Origin of the sequence: Fulvivirga sp. (assembly GCF_040218215.1) — a bacterium.
GTDB lineage: Bacteria > Bacteroidota > Bacteroidia > Cytophagales > Cyclobacteriaceae > Fulvivirga.
Window position 1 is genome coordinate 1 of record NZ_JAVJQL010000012.1, and the last position, 16,832, is coordinate 16,832.

The 16,832-nt window shown below is 38.6% G+C and carries 16 protein-coding genes; 6 read left to right on the forward strand and 10 right to left on the reverse strand.

The features are described 5' to 3' along the window. Nucleotides 1–163 precede the first annotated feature (163 nt). A complete protein-coding gene (locus RIB54_RS06165; protein ID WP_350099769.1) occupies nucleotides 164–874 on the reverse strand; it encodes a hypothetical protein in 711 nt (236 codons plus the stop codon). Between the two features lie 242 nt (nucleotides 875–1,116). Here RIB54_RS06165 and RIB54_RS06170 point away from each other — a divergent pair, with 242 nt between their 5' ends. Continuing rightward, on the forward strand, nucleotides 1,117–1,395 hold the full coding sequence (locus RIB54_RS06170; protein WP_350071834.1) for a co-chaperone GroES: 279 nt from the start codon (nucleotides 1,117–1,119) through the stop codon (nucleotides 1,393–1,395). A 45-nt stretch (nucleotides 1,396–1,440) separates the two neighbouring features. After that, on the forward strand, nucleotides 1,441–3,069 hold the full coding sequence (gene groL / locus RIB54_RS06175; protein ID WP_350071832.1) for a chaperonin GroEL: 1,629 nt from the start codon (nucleotides 1,441–1,443) through the stop codon (nucleotides 3,067–3,069). 106 nt (nucleotides 3,070–3,175) lie between these two features. Here the strand turns inward: groL and RIB54_RS06180 are convergent, their stop codons facing one another. The 3 genes from RIB54_RS06180 to RIB54_RS06190 all read right to left on the reverse strand — a co-directional run bounded on the left by RIB54_RS06180 (nucleotide 3,176) and on the right by RIB54_RS06190 (nucleotide 5,660). Then, entirely contained in the window at nucleotides 3,176–3,556 is a 381-nt protein-coding gene (locus RIB54_RS06180) for a DUF1987 domain-containing protein (protein ID WP_350099771.1), read from the reverse strand. A gap of 35 nt (nucleotides 3,557–3,591) precedes the next feature. Further along, nucleotides 3,592–4,140: a SiaB family protein kinase gene (locus RIB54_RS06185; protein ID WP_350099773.1), complete on the reverse strand. Its 549-nt coding sequence runs from the start codon at nucleotides 4,138–4,140 to the stop codon at nucleotides 3,592–3,594. A 107-nt stretch (nucleotides 4,141–4,247) separates the two neighbouring features. Further along, nucleotides 4,248–5,660: a peptide MFS transporter gene (locus RIB54_RS06190; RefSeq protein WP_350099775.1), complete on the reverse strand. Its 1,413-nt coding sequence runs from the start codon at nucleotides 5,658–5,660 to the stop codon at nucleotides 4,248–4,250. 215 nt (nucleotides 5,661–5,875) lie between these two features. Here RIB54_RS06190 and pckA point away from each other — a divergent pair, with 215 nt between their 5' ends. Both pckA and RIB54_RS06200 read left to right on the forward strand, forming a co-directional pair. Further along, nucleotides 5,876–7,486: a phosphoenolpyruvate carboxykinase (ATP) gene (gene pckA / locus RIB54_RS06195; protein ID WP_350099777.1), complete on the forward strand. Its 1,611-nt coding sequence runs from the start codon at nucleotides 5,876–5,878 to the stop codon at nucleotides 7,484–7,486. A 142-nt stretch (nucleotides 7,487–7,628) separates the two neighbouring features. Further along, nucleotides 7,629–8,309 carry a hypothetical protein gene (locus tag RIB54_RS06200; protein ID WP_350071822.1) on the forward strand — a complete coding sequence of 227 codons (681 nt, stop codon included), beginning with the start codon at nucleotides 7,629–7,631 and terminating at the stop codon, nucleotides 8,307–8,309. 8 nt (nucleotides 8,310–8,317) lie between these two features. Here RIB54_RS06200 and RIB54_RS06205 read toward each other — a convergent pair whose 3' ends face one another. Genes RIB54_RS06205 through RIB54_RS06220 form a run of 4 tightly spaced genes read right to left on the reverse strand, consistent with a single transcriptional unit; the run spans nucleotide 8,318 to nucleotide 12,005 of the window. Next, complete coding sequence (locus RIB54_RS06205; protein ID WP_350071820.1) at nucleotides 8,318–9,604, reverse strand: NupC/NupG family nucleoside CNT transporter; 1,287 nt, start codon at nucleotides 9,602–9,604, stop codon at nucleotides 8,318–8,320. Nucleotides 9,605–9,660: 56 nt separating this feature from the next. Next, entirely contained in the window at nucleotides 9,661–10,272 is a 612-nt protein-coding gene (locus RIB54_RS06210) for a bifunctional nuclease family protein (protein WP_350071818.1), read from the reverse strand. A gap of 6 nt (nucleotides 10,273–10,278) precedes the next feature. Beyond that, nucleotides 10,279–11,238, reverse strand: coding sequence for an electron transfer flavoprotein subunit alpha/FixB family protein (locus tag RIB54_RS06215; RefSeq protein ID WP_350099779.1), 960 nt, complete (start codon nucleotides 11,236–11,238; stop codon nucleotides 10,279–10,281). A 29-nt stretch (nucleotides 11,239–11,267) separates the two neighbouring features. Beyond that, on the reverse strand, nucleotides 11,268–12,005 hold the full coding sequence (locus RIB54_RS06220) for an electron transfer flavoprotein subunit beta/FixA family protein (RefSeq protein ID WP_350099781.1): 738 nt from the start codon (nucleotides 12,003–12,005) through the stop codon (nucleotides 11,268–11,270). A gap of 66 nt (nucleotides 12,006–12,071) precedes the next feature. Between RIB54_RS06220 and RIB54_RS06225 the strand changes: the two genes are divergently transcribed. Beyond that, nucleotides 12,072–12,413 (forward strand): tetratricopeptide repeat protein, encoded by a 342-nt coding sequence (locus RIB54_RS06225; RefSeq protein ID WP_350099783.1) that lies wholly within the window; start codon nucleotides 12,072–12,074, stop codon nucleotides 12,411–12,413. Nucleotides 12,414–12,493: 80 nt separating this feature from the next. Here RIB54_RS06225 and RIB54_RS06230 read toward each other — a convergent pair whose 3' ends face one another. Continuing rightward, nucleotides 12,494–13,486 (reverse strand): zinc-binding dehydrogenase, encoded by a 993-nt coding sequence (locus RIB54_RS06230; RefSeq protein ID WP_350099785.1) that lies wholly within the window; start codon nucleotides 13,484–13,486, stop codon nucleotides 12,494–12,496. 66 nt (nucleotides 13,487–13,552) lie between these two features. Then, nucleotides 13,553–15,127, reverse strand: coding sequence for a replicative DNA helicase (gene dnaB / locus RIB54_RS06235; protein WP_350099787.1), 1,575 nt, complete (start codon nucleotides 15,125–15,127; stop codon nucleotides 13,553–13,555). A 324-nt stretch (nucleotides 15,128–15,451) separates the two neighbouring features. Here dnaB and RIB54_RS06240 point away from each other — a divergent pair, with 324 nt between their 5' ends. Then, nucleotides 15,452–16,819, forward strand: coding sequence for a UDP-N-acetylmuramate--L-alanine ligase (locus tag RIB54_RS06240; protein ID WP_350099789.1), 1,368 nt, complete (start codon nucleotides 15,452–15,454; stop codon nucleotides 16,817–16,819). Nucleotides 16,820–16,832 lie beyond the last annotated feature (13 nt).

The window sequence follows — 16,832 nt, forward strand, 5'->3', positions numbered from 1 at the left end:
GAAGAGAGGTTCATTCCACTTGGTAAGTCCTATTGCTGGCAGGTTGCTCCTCAGCAGAGCCTACTTCCTCTTCAGATTTACAATCACAAAATAATACAATGATCCACTAAAAATCACCAACCATTTTTGGCACCATTACCATAATTACATTGTCGGGCTTTTTTTATGTGGTAGATATGTGTTTTATCAACAATCGCTTTGCTATTGGAACCAACGTAGGTTGATAAGGAAACATCATTTTGGATTGTATAAGATAAGTAGCCGGGTTTGGTAAGTCAGCAAACTTTCTGATCAAATTCAATTTCAGGTTTTCAAATGTCTCCCCTATCCCTTTATTAATCCTGTCAATTAAAGTAGTGTTAATACCTCTATAGGTCTGAGCAGGACTTTCAAATTTCATCATTTGATATCTATGTATGGTAAGTTCTCCAGTAGCATTGCCTAAAAAGAAATACCCCTCATCAGTATACAATGGCAGCAGCCCTATAGGTGTTACCTCGCATTGAGTTTCTACAAATTCATATATTTCCTTACCTTCCTCCAATGTGCCTTTAAACATGGGCAATGCATACTCAACAATATCCTCAAGCTCCTTCATAATCTCATCATCATGAAGCATCTGCTTGTAAAATATTTTGAGTTTGGTCATATCAAGACCATTTACTTCTTTTGGAAACCTGCTTTCTATCGAGTCCTTCCCCTCTTTGAGTTTATTCAGATTGTCATAATGTTGTATAAGTTCGTTTAAGACAGGGTATAATTCTACTTTGTTGAATGACTTTCTTACCTCCTGAAAATATGCGAGTAAGGTGTATTTCTTGTATTCAAAATCAATCAATCCATCGGTTAACCAGTCACTATTTAGCTTCTCCATAGTAAGTCTATTTTAAACAATAACAGAATTTACGCATTGTTTTGAAAAAAGCAATGATCACCACCCTGACAAGTTGCCATGACAGCAACGGTGCTTTAATGTCACATCTGTCATCGAAAGCAATTTTTAACCTAAGTTTCCCTGCAATTTTGACCGTGTTTAGTGGCAATCAAACGTTGGCACAAAAACTGATAAATAGGGCTTAGAAACATGTAAACGTTTAATTTTAAACTTATAAAAAAATGTCAAAAGTAAACATCAAACCTCTTGCAGACAGAGTTCTAGTAGAAGCTGCTGCTGCTGAAGAAAAAACAGCATCAGGTATTATCATTCCTGACACAGCTAAAGAAAAACCTCAGAAAGGTAAAGTAATTGCTGTTGGTAATGGTAAAAAAGACGAGCCCCTAACTGTAAAAGCAGGTGACGAAGTTCTTTATGGTAAATATGCAGGAACTGAGATCACAGTAGATGGCAAAGAATACTTAATCATGAGAGAGTCGGACATCTTTGCGATTGTTTAATCTTGATTATTTTAAATTTTAACGTAAAACTAAATAACCAATAAAATGGCTAAAGAAATATCTTTCGACACATCAGCTAGAGACAAACTGAAAAAAGGTGTAGATAAGTTGGCAGATGCCGTAAAAGTAACATTAGGACCAAAAGGAAGAAACGTAATCCTTGATAAGAAATTTGGTGCTCCTAACGTGACTAAAGATGGTGTATCTGTTGCTAAAGAAATAGAATTAGAAGATGCAGTTGAAAACATGGGTGCGCAGCTTGTAAAAGAAGTAGCGTCTAAAACAGCTGATGATGCTGGTGACGGTACTACTACTGCTACTGTACTAGCTCAGTCTATCTTCGCTCACGGTATCAAAAACGTGGCTGCCGGAGCAAACCCTATGGACTTAAAAAGAGGTATCGACAAAGCAGTTAGTGTTGTTGTTGAAAACCTTAAGTCTCAATCAAAAACCATAAAAAACTCTAACGAAATTGCTCAGGTAGGTACTATCTCTGCAAATAACGATAGCGAAATCGGTCAAATGATCGCTGATGCTATGGACAAAGTAGGGAAAGATGGTGTTATTACCGTAGAAGAAGCTAAAGGAACTGAAACTGAAGTTAGAACTGTAGAAGGTATGCAGTTTGACAGAGGTTACTTGTCTCCTTACTTCGTGACCAATGCTGACAAGATGGAAGCTGAATTAGATAATCCTTACATCTTGATCTACGATAAAAAGGTTTCTTCAATGAAAGAATTGCTTCCAATCCTTGAAGCAACTGCCCAAACTGGAAAGCCTTTATTGATAATTGCTGAGGATGTTGACGGTGAAGCCCTTGCTACACTGGTAGTTAACAAAATCCGCGGTGCGCTGAAAATCGCTGCTGTTAAAGCTCCTGGTTTTGGCGACAGAAGAAAGGCTATGCTTGAGGATATTGCCATCTTAACTGGCGGAACTGTGATTTCTGAAGAAAGAGGTTACACCCTTGAGAAAGCTACGCTAGAGTACTTAGGTACTGCTGAGAAAATCAACATCGATAAAGACAATACAACTATTGTAAACGGTGCTGGTAAAAAAGCTGATATTACTGCAAGAGTAAATCAAATAAAGCAGCAAATAGAAAATACTACTTCTGACTACGACAAAGAGAAGCTTCAGGAGAGACTTGCTAAGCTTTCTGGTGGAGTGGCTATCCTTTACATAGGTGCTGCTACAGAGGTGGAAATGAAAGAGAAGAAAGATAGAGTAGATGATGCCTTGCACGCTACAAGAGCCGCTGTACAAGAAGGTGTAGTTGCTGGTGGTGGTGTTGCGCTTATCAGAGCCATTGAAGCCCTTGACAAAGTAGCTACTGAAAATGAAGACCAGGCAACTGGTGTAAACATCGTAAGATTAGCACTTGAGTCTCCGCTTAGAACTATTGTTGAAAATGCCGGAATGGAAGGATCAGTAGTTATTCAGAAAGTAAGAGAAGGCAAAAAAGACTTCGGTTTCAATGCTAGAAATAACAAGTATGAGAATATGATCGCTTCTGGGGTTATTGACCCTACTAAGGTTACAAGACTTGCTTTAGAAAATGCAGCTTCAATCGCTGGATTGTTATTGACAACTGAAGCAGTGGTAACTGAAATAAAGGAAGATGAACCTGCTATGCCAATGCACGGTGGTGGCGGCATGCCAGGTATGATGTAATTCACATCTTAAACCATAAAAAAGCCCGGACTTTATGTTCGGGCTTTTTTTGTATTTATCTGTCCCGACTAGAAAGGACCTGACGGATTTTAAATTAATTGTTAAATCAGTCGTTCTTTATTACTACAAGCTCAATAGGTACTTTAATAATTTTTCTAAAGTCATCACCTGACTCCTGCATATCTTCATCTTCTTCTTCATAGTGCCAGAAGATTCTAACTTCAGAACTATCATTAATCTTCTCTAGCTTTCTAAATACTTCAACAAGACATTTTGAAGAACTTGTATTAAAATATTCCAGATTAATAGTCAATTTGGTGCTGCTACTTGGAGAAGTCACATAATTATCCAACCATTCCATTAGCGGTCTATAAAACTCTATTGAGTTTTCAGGAATCGATCTTCCGGAAATTTCAAAATCCCCAGACTGACTATTAAAATATAATCTCGGTGTTTTTGGTGTTGGTGTTAATGTATAATTATCCATATTCTATTTAAATCTCTTTATTCAAACTTATATTATTAAACTTCTACATTCATCTCAAGAGTGAAAAACACATGTTTATCATCTACTTCATCAAAATTATAAATCAACTCTCCGGTTGACTTTTTAGCCATATCAATAAATCCTAATCCTGCTCCTCCACCTTCAGATGTGCCTCCAATATCAAGTACCCCCCTATACAAATCTTTTAGCTCATTGGCATCCAAAGAGTTTACTATTTGTATTCTTGATTCAATGCTCTTGATATCCTGCTTCCGCATGAAGTTACCGGTTATAATCTTATATCCACCTTCTACTTCATTAACAAAGACAAATGATTCTAAAAGGTAATCGTCACTGGCTTTGCTCCTTAAATATCCGAAGATGTTTTGAACCCCTTCAACAAGAATGTTATATATTTTTTTAATGGCTAACCTGGACGACAATGAGTTGCTTAGCGCAGCCTCCAATCTTTCTAAAATATGATCCAACTCCTTCTGCGTAAGGCTGCCCAAATAGCTATAAATGGTCCTATTGCTAATAAACAGGTCATACTTATGTTTTATGTCAAAAGCGCTAATATTCACATTAGATTATTTATTAGGAGTAAGGTAATAATTTTTGCGATATTGCTGAACTAATAACCCAAAAAAAGGAGTCCCATTTAGAACTCCCTTTAAAATATCTATCAATATTATTCTACCTTATCCGGTCTTGAGTAGCCCTCATCTTCGATAGCCACTACTGGAGACACCTCTTCAGCACCATGTGTGAGACGCTTTAAAGGTTTAAGAATAGCTATTACAAGCAAACCAAAAACTGCACAGAATACAAATATGACAGTAAACAATTCAAACTCACCAAGCGTAGTAGACCAAACCCCCAGCATTCCCGCCAACTTATTACCAAGTCCTGTTGCTGCGAAATAAGCTCCCATCATAAAAGAGGCATATTTAACAGGGGCTAATTTTGTTATAAAAGATAAAGCCACTGGAGAAGCACATAGTTCTCCTAAAGTATGGAGCAAATAGGCTAATACTAACCAGTACATAGCTGAAGAACCACTTTCCTGATACTGCATTGACGCCCCTGACATAAACAGGAAGCCAAATCCCATAACAATAACTCCAACAGCCATTTTAAATAGTGATGATGATTCTTTGCCTTGCTTTTTCCACCAATACCAAAATCCTGCTACAACTGTACCAAATGTCATAATAAAAAATGCATTCACCGACTGGAACCAAGCGGCTGGAACAGTAAAGTCTAAAAAGCCAATGAATCTATCAGTTTTTTGTTCAGCATATAAGTTCATTAGCCCTCCTGCTTGCTCAAACGCACCCCAGAATACAATAATGATTAAGAAGGAAAGAAACATCACTAACATTCTATCCTTCTCAATTTTGGTAAGGGGCTTCTTCATCAATTCTTTATTAATAGAATCTGCCGCTCCTTCAAAATCACCAACACCCTTTAGGTATTTCTGCCCATACATAAACATTATTTGACCTACTAACATACCAATACCGGCAAGACCAAACCCGTAATGCCATCCATATTGAACCGCAGCCCAGCCCGTGGCCAATGCACCTGCAAATGCACCAATATTAATTCCTATATAAAAAATGTAAAACCCTTTATCTCTTCTATCATCACCGGGTTTGTACAAACCACCTACCATAGTAGATATATTTGATTTCAACCCGCCTACACCGGCAATAATAAATGCAATACCAGTATAAAATGCCCACATGGCTTCAATAGCCAATACAGTATGTCCGATACATAATAGTATGCCACCAATTAAAACCGTTTTCTTCTGTCCAAGAAACCTGTCGGCAATCAAACCGCCAGGTATGGTAGCTAAATACACAAGCATGGTATAAGTACCATAAAAACTATATGTTCTTGCATCATCCCATCCCAAACCCGGATTATCTCCGAGTAAAGGTGCCGCAAGATATAGTGTTAATAAGGCCCGCATACCATAATAGCTGAAACGCTCCCACAGTTCTACGAAAAAAAGATAGTATAATCCCATCGGGTGCCCCCACAGCTGCTTCCCATTAGCACCATGATCCGGATGATCTATTGTAATTGATGACATATAATTAAGTTTTCATTTAAAAAATACCGCTAAAGCTACTATTGTTAGATTATATAAACAAATAAACATTTACTGGTGAACACCTTAACAGAACATATGCCTAAATTTGCCTCGCAAACGATTGAAATATCATTTTATACTATTGCCCAAGTAATTTATTTACTACTTTTGCAGTCTTATTTTCAACTAACATATAACAAAACAAAAACAGTATCATGCAGGAAATAGGCGTAAAATCAGAGAATGCATCTGTAGAAGCGTTGGGAATTAAAGGTGCAACTGCTCACTGGAATTTATCTCCAAAGAAGCTTGCTGAAATTGCCGTTAATTTAGGACAGGCAACCAGAACTAACTCAGGGGCAATTTCTGTAGACACCGGTGAATTCACTGGTAGATCTCCAAAAGACAGGTTTATAGTTAAAGATGAAATTACAGAAGATTCTGTTTGGTGGGGAAATATAAACATCCCTTTTGATGCTGATAAATTTGACGCATTATACGACAAAGTAACAAACTACCTTTCTGGTAAAGAAATATATGTGCGCGATGCCTATGCATGTGCTGATGATAATTACAGAACTAATATCAGGGTAGTTAATGAATTTTCATGGTCAAACATGTTTGCTTATAACATGTTCCTCAGGCCAACGGAAGAAGAAATTAAGTCATTCTCTCCAGACTGGGTTGTAATAAATGCTCCGGGGTTCAAAGCAAACCCTGAAGTGGACGGCACAAGACAACATAACTTCGCTATTCTAAATTTTAAAAGAAAGATAGCCTTAATAGGTGGTACAGGTTATACGGGAGAAATAAAGAAAGGCATATTCTCAGCGCTTAACTTTGAGCTTCCGCATTTAAAAAACACGCTTTCCATGCACTGCTCTGCAAACATTGGTAAAGGTGGTGATACTGCCATTTTCTTCGGGTTATCAGGCACAGGAAAAACAACGTTATCAGCAGATCCTAACAGGCAACTTATTGGTGATGACGAGCATGGCTGGTCAAATGAAAACAGTGTTTTCAACTTTGAAGGTGGTTGTTACGCAAAAGTAATCGACTTATCTGAGGAGAAGGAGCCGGATATTTATAGAGCTATTAAAGAAGGCGCCCTACTCGAAAACGTAGTAATCAATGATGGTGATGTTGATTTCAAAAATGGTTCTAAAACTGAGAACACAAGAGTAAGTTACCCTATTGACCATATTGATAATATTGTAGAACCTTCAATAGGCAAAAATCCAAAAAATATATTTTTCCTGACTTGTGATGCGTACGGAGTATTGCCTCCAATATCGAAACTTACTCCGGGTCAGGCAGCTTTCCACTTCATTTCTGGTTACACTGCTAAAGTGGCTGGCACAGAAGCTGGTATTACTGAACCCGTCACGGCTTTCTCGGCTTGTTTTGGAGCTCCTTTTATGCCATTGCACCCTACCAAATATGCAGAAATGCTAAGCAAAAAAATGCAGGAAGCAGGTGTTAATGTATGGTTGATCAACACTGGCTGGACTGGCGGCCCATATGGCAAAGGTTCAAGAATGAAACTTTCATACACAAGAGCAATGATCACCGCAGCATTAAATGGTGAATTAGACAACGTAGAATTTTCAAACCATTCTGTTTTCCATGTGGCTATTCCGGCTTCTTGCCCGGGAGTACCTAGTGAGGTATTGAGCCCAAGGGGAACATGGAACGATGATGAAGGATATTATAAAAAGGCCAATCAACTGGCTGAGGCATTTAATAAGAACTTCGAGAAGTTCGCAGAATTTGCCAATGAAGATATTATGGCAGCGGCTCCCAAGATTAGGGAGATCGTTTCATAATTAGATAGTTAAGTAGTTTTTAGTTAAGTAGAGAGGCCCGCTCAATTGAGTGGGCTTTTTTTATATAAATGCTATCTTATCAAGTTTTTCTCAAAAAATTTATGTTGATTACAGCACATAATTAATATATAAATTAAACTATATGTTATTTAAAGGGATTATTGCATCTATTCTTTCCTATCTCATTCTAACAGGCTGCACAACTCGAGAAGCTTATGAAAAACCAATAGAAGAATATATGAAAAACAATCTTAATGATGCTTCAAGCTATGAGCCGATAGAATTCAAAGTTTTTAATTCTCTGTACGAAATGATTCAAAATATTCCAGACACTTATTCAAGCTTTATCGATTTTCAAAATTCATTGTCAAGAAGTATAAAAAGTGCTGATGAAATATTTAGTATAATAGATCCCAAAGACTCTAATATGTTCAACATTCTTAAGAACAACTTTATTCTATTGAGAAAATTCTCAAATAACACTGAGATATGTAATTATGCTAATCTTGATGACTTATTAAGTAATGCATATAATTCATCAAATAGGTTAATGACTGCTAAATTGGAGAAAAGAATCTTAGAACGAATAGTTAGAGTTCAAGGAAACCTTAAAAGAGCAATGTCTGAATATAAAAATCTAAAAAACAGCTTGAAACGAATTTCACCTTCAAAATCAATGTTATGCAAGGCCATTAATAATAGACAATTAATTTTTCACAAATACAGGGCTAAAAATCAATTTGGAGCATTAATTCTGTCGAGCAGAGTTTTCTATTTGGATAACATTAATTACAGTGTATATAAATCACTAGAAGCCAAATAATATTTAAATCAACCAAACAAAGCTCCTGCTATTGTAGCCGTCATCATGGTGGCCATGGTAGCTGCAAAAAGCGCACGCATACCCAATCTTGACAAATCACCCTGACGGCTAGGAGCCATCACTCCTATTCCACCCACTTGTATGGCAATGGAGCTGAAGTTGGCAAATCCACATAATGCATAAGTGGCGATAACAATAGATTTCTCGCTTAGTCCCCCACCCATTTTCATATCGGCTAAGCTCAAATAGGCAACAAACTCATTGATCACAATCTTTTGTCCAAGCAAACTCCCCACGGATATGGTTTCAGCCCATTCTACACCCATAACAAAAGCAAAGAGTCTAAAAACCTGCCCCAAGATATATTCTAAAGAAAAGCCTGTAAAAACACCATTAGTACTTGTAGCAACAAACTCATTTAACCCAGTCCAGCTGCCAATACCATCAACCAATATCCAGTTGACAGCAAAAATAATGGCTATGAATGCTAAAAGCATACCTGCTATATTCATTGCTAATTTAACACCCTCAGACGCACCATGTGCCAAAGCATCTATAAGGTTGACCCCCATGCTATCCTTAGAGACATTAAGGTTGGAATCAATAGCTTCCTTATTGGTTTCCGGGATTACCATTTTGGCAATAACTATGGCCGCAGGCGCATTCATTATTGAAGCACTTAATAAATATGCCGCATATTTCGAGCGCTCCACAGGATCATCCCCGCCTAAAAAGGCAACATAACCCGCCAACACCCCTCCAGCAATGGTGGCCATACCTCCGGTCATGAGACACATTAACTCTGAGGTGGTCATAGTTTTTACAAAAGGCCTTACCAACAATGGCGCTTCTGTTTGTCCAAGGAATATGTTCCCTGCTGCAGACAAACTCTCCGCACCAGACAACCTCATGGTTTTAGCCATTACCCACGCAATACCATAAACCACCTTTTGTAACACTCCCAGATAATACAACCCGGTAGAAACAGTAGAAAAGAAAATAACTGTAGGTAGTACCTGAAAAGCGAAAATAAATCCTAGTTTATCGGTCGCCAGATCACCAAAGAGAAATTGAGCTCCATCTGTAGAAAAGCTCAAGAACTTAACAAAGACATCGCTAATCCAATCAAAGCCAGTGGCCACAAACTCTACTTTGGTAATAAGCACCCCAAATATCAACTGAAGCAATATACCAATGCCTACTAAACGCCAATCAATGGCCTTCTTATTACTAGAAAACAAATATGCAATGCCTATTAACACTGCAAGACCTAACAAACCTCTTATGTAATCCATTGAATTTGGGCATAAAAATAGGCTGATAAGCAACTTATCAGCCTAGTATTCCTGTTTTAATTTCTTCTGCTTAGTTCGTCCCTGATCTTAGCAGCCTTTTCGTAGTCCTCATTTTCAATCGCCTCGTTAAGAAGTTCATTGAGTTTGTCTACAGACATATCTTTGAAGCCGCTATCGCTTTTCTTCACCTCCTCTTTTTCCTTCTTCGCTTTCGATTTCAGCTCGCTCTTAATTTCGCTAATGTCATCGTCATTCTCATCAGTAAGCACAATACCTGCTTCTGCAAGGATGGATTCATAAGTGTAAATGGGAGCATCAAAACGAAGGCCAATAGCAATAGCATCCGAAGGTCTGGCATCAATCTCAACCTTAGGTCCGTCACCAGCACAAACTATCTTAGCAAAGAAAACTCCTTCTTTAAGGTCAGAGATAATAATCTCCTCCACCTTATAAGAAAAGCTATGTGCAAATGATTTAAACAAATCATGTGTCATAGGCCTGTTTGGAATAATCTTTTCTATTTCAATGGCTATGGCCTGAGCCTCAAACATACCAATGATGATGGGCAATCTACGACTCCCCTCAGTTTCACCCAGTACAAGAGCAAATGAACCTGATTGTGATTGACTGGAAGAAAGTCCTAATATTTCTAAGCGTATCTTATCCACAAATCTCTACTTCGCTGCCTTAATGGCTTCTGTTAATTTAGGAATAACCTCAAAAGCATCGCCAACTATACCATAATCAGCTGCCTTGAAAAATGGCGCTTCGGGGTCTTTATTGATTACTACAATGTTTTTTGACGAATTAACTCCTGCTAAATGTTGAATAGCACCTGAAATACCCACGGCTATATACAACTGCGGACTTACTTTTACTCCGGTCTGCCCTACGTGTTCATGGTGTGGTCTCCAATCCATATCTGATACTGGCTTGCTACAACCTGTGGCTGCACCTAATACTTTAGCCAGCTCCTCGATCATTCCCCAGTTCTCAGGGCCTTTCAAACCGCGACCACCAGAAACTACTAATTCTGCTTCTGGCAACAGTATCTCCCCAGTTGCCTTCTCAGTTTTAGTAATATTTGCGCTAAAATCACCCTCAGAAGCTGAGCCTGCAAATGCCTCGACAGTTGCTGTTCCACCTATTTCTTTTACCTCAGCGGCATTCTTCTTAATAGCGAGAATCTTTTTATCCTTAGTAAGCTCCACATTAGCAAATGCCTTACCAGTGTAAATACTTCTTTTTACTTTAAAACCTGCTGACGTATCTGGCAATTCAGTAACGTTAGAAACCAAACTGGCATCTACTTTAACAGCAACTCTTGCAGAGACAGGGTTGCCCAATGAAGAGTTAGCCAACACTAATACGTCAGCGCCTTCCTTATTCATAGCATCAGCTATTACTGAAGCATAAGCCTGGATAACTCCCTGATTGTACCTATCGTCCTTTACATGCAAAACTTTTGAAGCACCATAGTTACCCAATCCTTGTAATTCTGAATCAGAAACTTCCGTTCCAAAAGCTATTGTTGTAACATCACCCCCCATTCCTTTGGCATATGCAACAGCCTCAAGGGATGTCTTTTTTATTTGTCCTTCCGCACTTTCAACGAAAACTAATATTGATGGCATATTCTTAATTTCTTTGTGAATAAATTAGATTAAATAACCTTGGCATCATTTTTCAATAAATTTACCAATTCGGCAACGTTATCAGCGTCCACCATTTTCACGGCACCTTTAGCTGGTGGCAATTCATATTTCTCAAGCGTAGTACCTGATTGGTTTTGAGAAGGCTCAACCACATTTAAAGGCTTGGTTCTTGCAGACATAATACCTCTCATGTTTGGTATTTTCCATTCAGCGATAGGCTCCTGACATCCGGCAACCAAAGGCATTTTAACCTCAAGCATCTCTTTACCACCTTCAATCTCTCTGGCCATCTTAGCAGTATCACCATCAATATCTAAAGTCATTACAGGTGAAATAGAAGGAATTCCTAAAATCTCGCCTACCATTCCATGAACCATACCTCCATTGAAATCAATAGATTCACGGCCCATCAATATAAGGTCATAACCCGCATCTTTAGCAACATGGGCGATTTCAGCAGCTACAAATAATGAATCAGTTGGTTCTGCATTAATCCTGATGGCATCATCAGCACCTATAGCCAATGCTTTTCTCAAAGTAGGTTCGGTTTCTGCACCACCAACATTTAATACTGTAATGCTTCCCCCTGACTGCTCCTTTAATTCAACCGCTCTAGCCAAAGCATAATCATCATAGGGTCCGATGATAAACTGAACACCATTAGCATCAAATTTTTTATCACCATCTGTGAAAGCAATGCGCGATGTTGTGTCTGGCACATGGGTTATACAAACTAATATTTTCATTTAAATTTTATGGATTTAAAATGTTGTAAATTAACCTTTTAATTTTGCCCGTGAAGATAGCGAATAATGGAGCAAATAAAAATTGAAACTGTGACGAATTCGAACCGATTAGAACAACTGCTGAAGTATCTTGAAGAAGATACAAATGATCCGTTTACACTATACGCCATTGCCATGGAATATATGAAAACCGACCCAGGCACTTCGCGGGATTACTTCGAAAAATTACTGGACATCCATCCGAATTATCTTGCCACTTATTACCAGGTAGGCCATCTCTACCAAGCTCTTGGAGAAGATGATTTAGCCATAAAAGCTTACAATAAAGGAATATCAGTTGCGCAGGATCAAGGCAACCAAACCACACTAAGAGAACTTAAAAATGCTCTTGATGAGCTTGAGTTTTAAAAGAATAATCTACTAATATTTTTAGTATTTTAAATTATAAACGTTTGATAATCAGATATTTTAAAATATCTTAACTCAAGTTAAAGTTTAATAATAATCTTCCCTATCTTACTTGAGCTGGCTATTTCGTCAAAGGCTCTGATAATATTGTCAAATTCAAAAACACTTTCCACAACAGGGACAATTTTATGCTTTGCTACAAAAGCCAGCATGTCCTTAAATTCGCTATCACTACCCATAGTACTACCCTGCAAAGTTATCTGGTTCCAAAACATCCTGTAAAGATCAATAGATGACGGAAGTCCATTGGTGGCACCATAAAAAACAATACGCCCTGCTGGTCTCATCAACTTAACAAACGTATTTATCTGATCGCCTCCTGCACTATCAATGACCACATCAAAACCTCCCTTGGTTTGCCAAAGGTTTTTGTACCAGTCAGGATCTGTATAGTTGAACCCCGCAACGGCACCCATTTGAATGGCCTTTTTAATTTTAGCTTCACTGCTGGAAGTAACGTAAACATTGGCGCCAACAGCCAGGGCAAACTGAAAGGCAAATTGGGCAACTCCTCCACCAAATCCAGAGATGAGAACATTGTCATCTTTCTTTATTTTTCCATGTGTGAAGCAGGAGCGGTATGCGGTGAGTCCTCCTAATGGAAGTCCTGCAGCTTCTTCATCTTTAAGGTGTTTTGGTATGTCATGAATGCGATCTGCACCTACTTCTACAAAATCAGCAAATGTTCCGTTTGATGGCATTCCCAAAATAGCATAATCGCGGGATTGAACCGCTTCATTATCTCCCCAACTGATATTAGGATTAATAATAACTTTACGGCCTATGTTCTTTTTATTAACTCCATCACCAACTTCCGTTATCTCCCCTACAGCATCCGCACCGAGGATCGATCCGAATTTAATATTTGGATATTTGCTTTCCCTAATAAACTGATCGCGCTTATTAAGTGCTGCCGCAGAAACCTTAACCAATACATTGCCTGTCCCTACTTTCGGAACTGGGGCTTGTATCAGTTTAATTACTCCTTTTGATGCTATAGATAGTGCCCTCATTATGTTTGATGTTTATAATGAAGTTAAGAAATGGGACTGAACCCTACAATATGAAAGAAGGATTAATTAGAATGGTGCGTCATCATCATCATCGCCACCAGTGTATCCAAATCCCCCGGCACCTGTCTGATCACCTTCTCCAGAATTTAATTTACTGCCGAAAGTCATAGTTTGGGCGTCATCAAACTCATTAGGTATACCACCTGATCCCGGGAAAGGCTCACCAAAGGAATGATTATCCAAATCTGTAAACTTGGTGTACTTACCGATGAATTTGAGCTGGACATTTTCAATTGAACCATTTCTATGCTTGGCGATAATAACTTCACCCACTCCTGTTGTCGGCATACCATTCTCATCTTCGGTAATACCATAATACTCAGGACGGTAAAGGAACATTACCATATCAGCATCTTGCTCAATAGATCCTGATTCCCTAAGGTCTGATAGTTGCGGTCTTTTGTCTCCACCACGAGTCTCCACTGCCCTACTCAACTGTGAAAGTGCAATTACAGGCACATCCAATTCCTTAGCAATCCCTTTCAAGGCTCTTGAGATAGAAGCAATCTCCTGCTCACGGTTCCCCCCTCCTTTAGAGCTATCGCCACTCATCAGTTGCAAGTAATCAATTACTATAAGCTGCACATCATGCTGAGCCTTAAGTCTTCTACATTTTGCCCTTAATTCAAGGATGGATAATGCGGGGGTATCATCAATAAATATTGGAGCGTTACTTAGTTTGTTTGTTTTATGAATCAGTTGTTGCCACTCGTAGTCTGCAAGATTGCCTTTCTTAATCTTTTCGCTCTCTAGTTGGGCTTCAGCAGAGATTAACCTATTCACCAGCTGGACAGAGCTCATCTCTAATGAGAATATGGCTACCGCGTGGTTAAAATCCACAGCAGCATTTCTGAGTGCTGACACAACAAAGGCCGTTTTACCCATTGCTGGCCTTGCCGCAATAATTACCAAGTCCGATTTCTGCCAACCAGAAGTTACCCTATCCAAAGCTGTAAAACCACTGGCAATACCAGTAAGGCCATCCTTATGATTTTTCCTTTCCTCCAGTTCATGAATGGCCTGAGCCATCAATGAAGTCATGCTATCATAATTCTTCCTGATATTGGATTCCGAAATCTCAAAAAGAGCACTTTCAGTTTTGTCCAATAATTGAAAGACATCTGTGGTATCTTCATAGGCATCCTGATGAATCTCTGAGGCCACCCTGATCAGCTCCCGCTTAATGGCCATTTCAGTTACTATACGGGCATGATACTCAATATTGGCCGCTGACGATACCTTAGAGGTAAGTTCCGCGATATAATAAGATCCACCAACAAATTCTAACTTACCACTTTTACGTAGCTGTGAAACTACAGTACGCATATCGACAGGCTCAGAGTTGTTAAAAAGCGTAACAATGGCACTGTAAATTTCTTTGTGAGTATCCAGATAAAAACTGCCGGGTGTAAGGATGTCAACAACGGCCGTAAGTGCGTCTTTTTCCAACATTAACGCACCCAAAACCGCTTCTTCCAAATCTATCGCCTGAGGAGGCAATTTACCTAACGTGTCGTTTATATCTTTAACTAACCTGTTAGACTTATGACCTACTCTTAGAGACGAAGATTTGTTTTCCATGTAGTGATTGTTGGATTATATTTTTAATGACAAGTTCAAACCTAAAAAGAAAATAAAAGCCGTACAATTCTGGTGAATTGTCTTTAAAAATAAAGTCTTGTTTATAAAAAAATCATCCCACCGCCAGCATCCCAAATTTTCCAACCACACCTTCATCATTTTCCACAGTTTAATAAGGCCTATTCACTTTTATTTGTGCAAAACTTGCGCTTTCATTCACAAATTTATATGTTATCCACATACTTATGCACAACGCTCAAAGTGTCTAAATAATCCCGAAATATTAATTTTTATTCTATTTTTGACCCTTAACATTTTCATTTCATGGGTACACCATCTCAAAATATTCACTTTATAGCCATTGGAGGCAGTATCATGCACAATTTGGCCATTGCCTTAAAGAAAAAAGGGCACCACGTCACAGGTTCAGATGACGAAATTTTCGAACCTTCCAAGACACGACTTTCAGTCAATGGTTTATTGCCAGATAAAGAAGGTTGGGATGCAAATAGAATAACCACTGAACTTGATGCCGTAATACTTGGCATGCATGCACGTGAGAATAATCCAGAGCTTAAGAAAGCTCAGGAGTTAGGCCTAAAGATATATTCATTTCCGGATTACATCTATGAGCAGTCCATAGATAAGCAAAGGATTGTAATTGCCGGTAGCCACGGAAAAACCACTATTACTTCTATAGTAATGCACGTGCTTAAATATTATAACAGACATTTTGATTACGCTGTTGGAGCAAGAATTGCTGGCTTTGAAGATATGGTTCAGTTATCTGATGCCCCGATCATAGTTATTGAAGGTGATGAGTACCTGTCTTCACCTATTGACAGAACACCGAAGTTTTTGAAGTACCATCATCATATTGGTCTGATATCTGGCGTATCATGGGATCATATTAATGTGTTTCCTTCAGAAGATGAATATGTAAGACAATTTGATTTGTTTGCAGATGCCACACCAAAGGCCGGAACTTTGATATACAGTGAGGATGATTCTTTAGGAACTGTCATAGGCAGTAAAGAGCGGGAAGACGTTGTGGAACTTCCATACAAGACCCATGCTCATATCATTGAAGATGGTGTTACCTATCTTACCAATGGCAATGAGAATATTCCAGTAAAGCTTTTCGGCAAACACAATTTGCAGAACATCAGCGGTGCCATGGAAATACTTAAAAGAATTGGTATTTCGACAGATCAATTCTATCTGGCTATACAGTCTTTTAAAGGAGCCGACAAACGCCTTGAGCTTATAGGCGAGAAAAAAGGTGTCTCTATCTATAAAGATTATGCGCATGCACCTTCAAAAGTGAAGGCAACTACTTTAGCAGTAAAAGAGCAGTACCCAGCGAGGGATTTGGTGGCCTGTCTAGAACTTCATACTTTCAGTAGTTTGAACAAGGAGTTTCTAAGCCAGTATAAAGGCACAATGAAATACTGCAATGTGCCCATTGTATTCTATAGCCCCTCAACCCTTGAGCATAAAATGATGGACGCTATCACTAAAGAAGATATTAAAAAGAGTTTTGGTGAAAGTAACCTCAATGTATTTGACGATAAAGAGGAGATGCTGAATTTCATAAAGTCTCAAAAATGGGAGAATAAAAACCTTTTAATGATGACTTCTGGCACCTTCAACGGACTTGATTATAAGGCATTACCTGACATGCTGAACTAAGCAGCAAAACTTA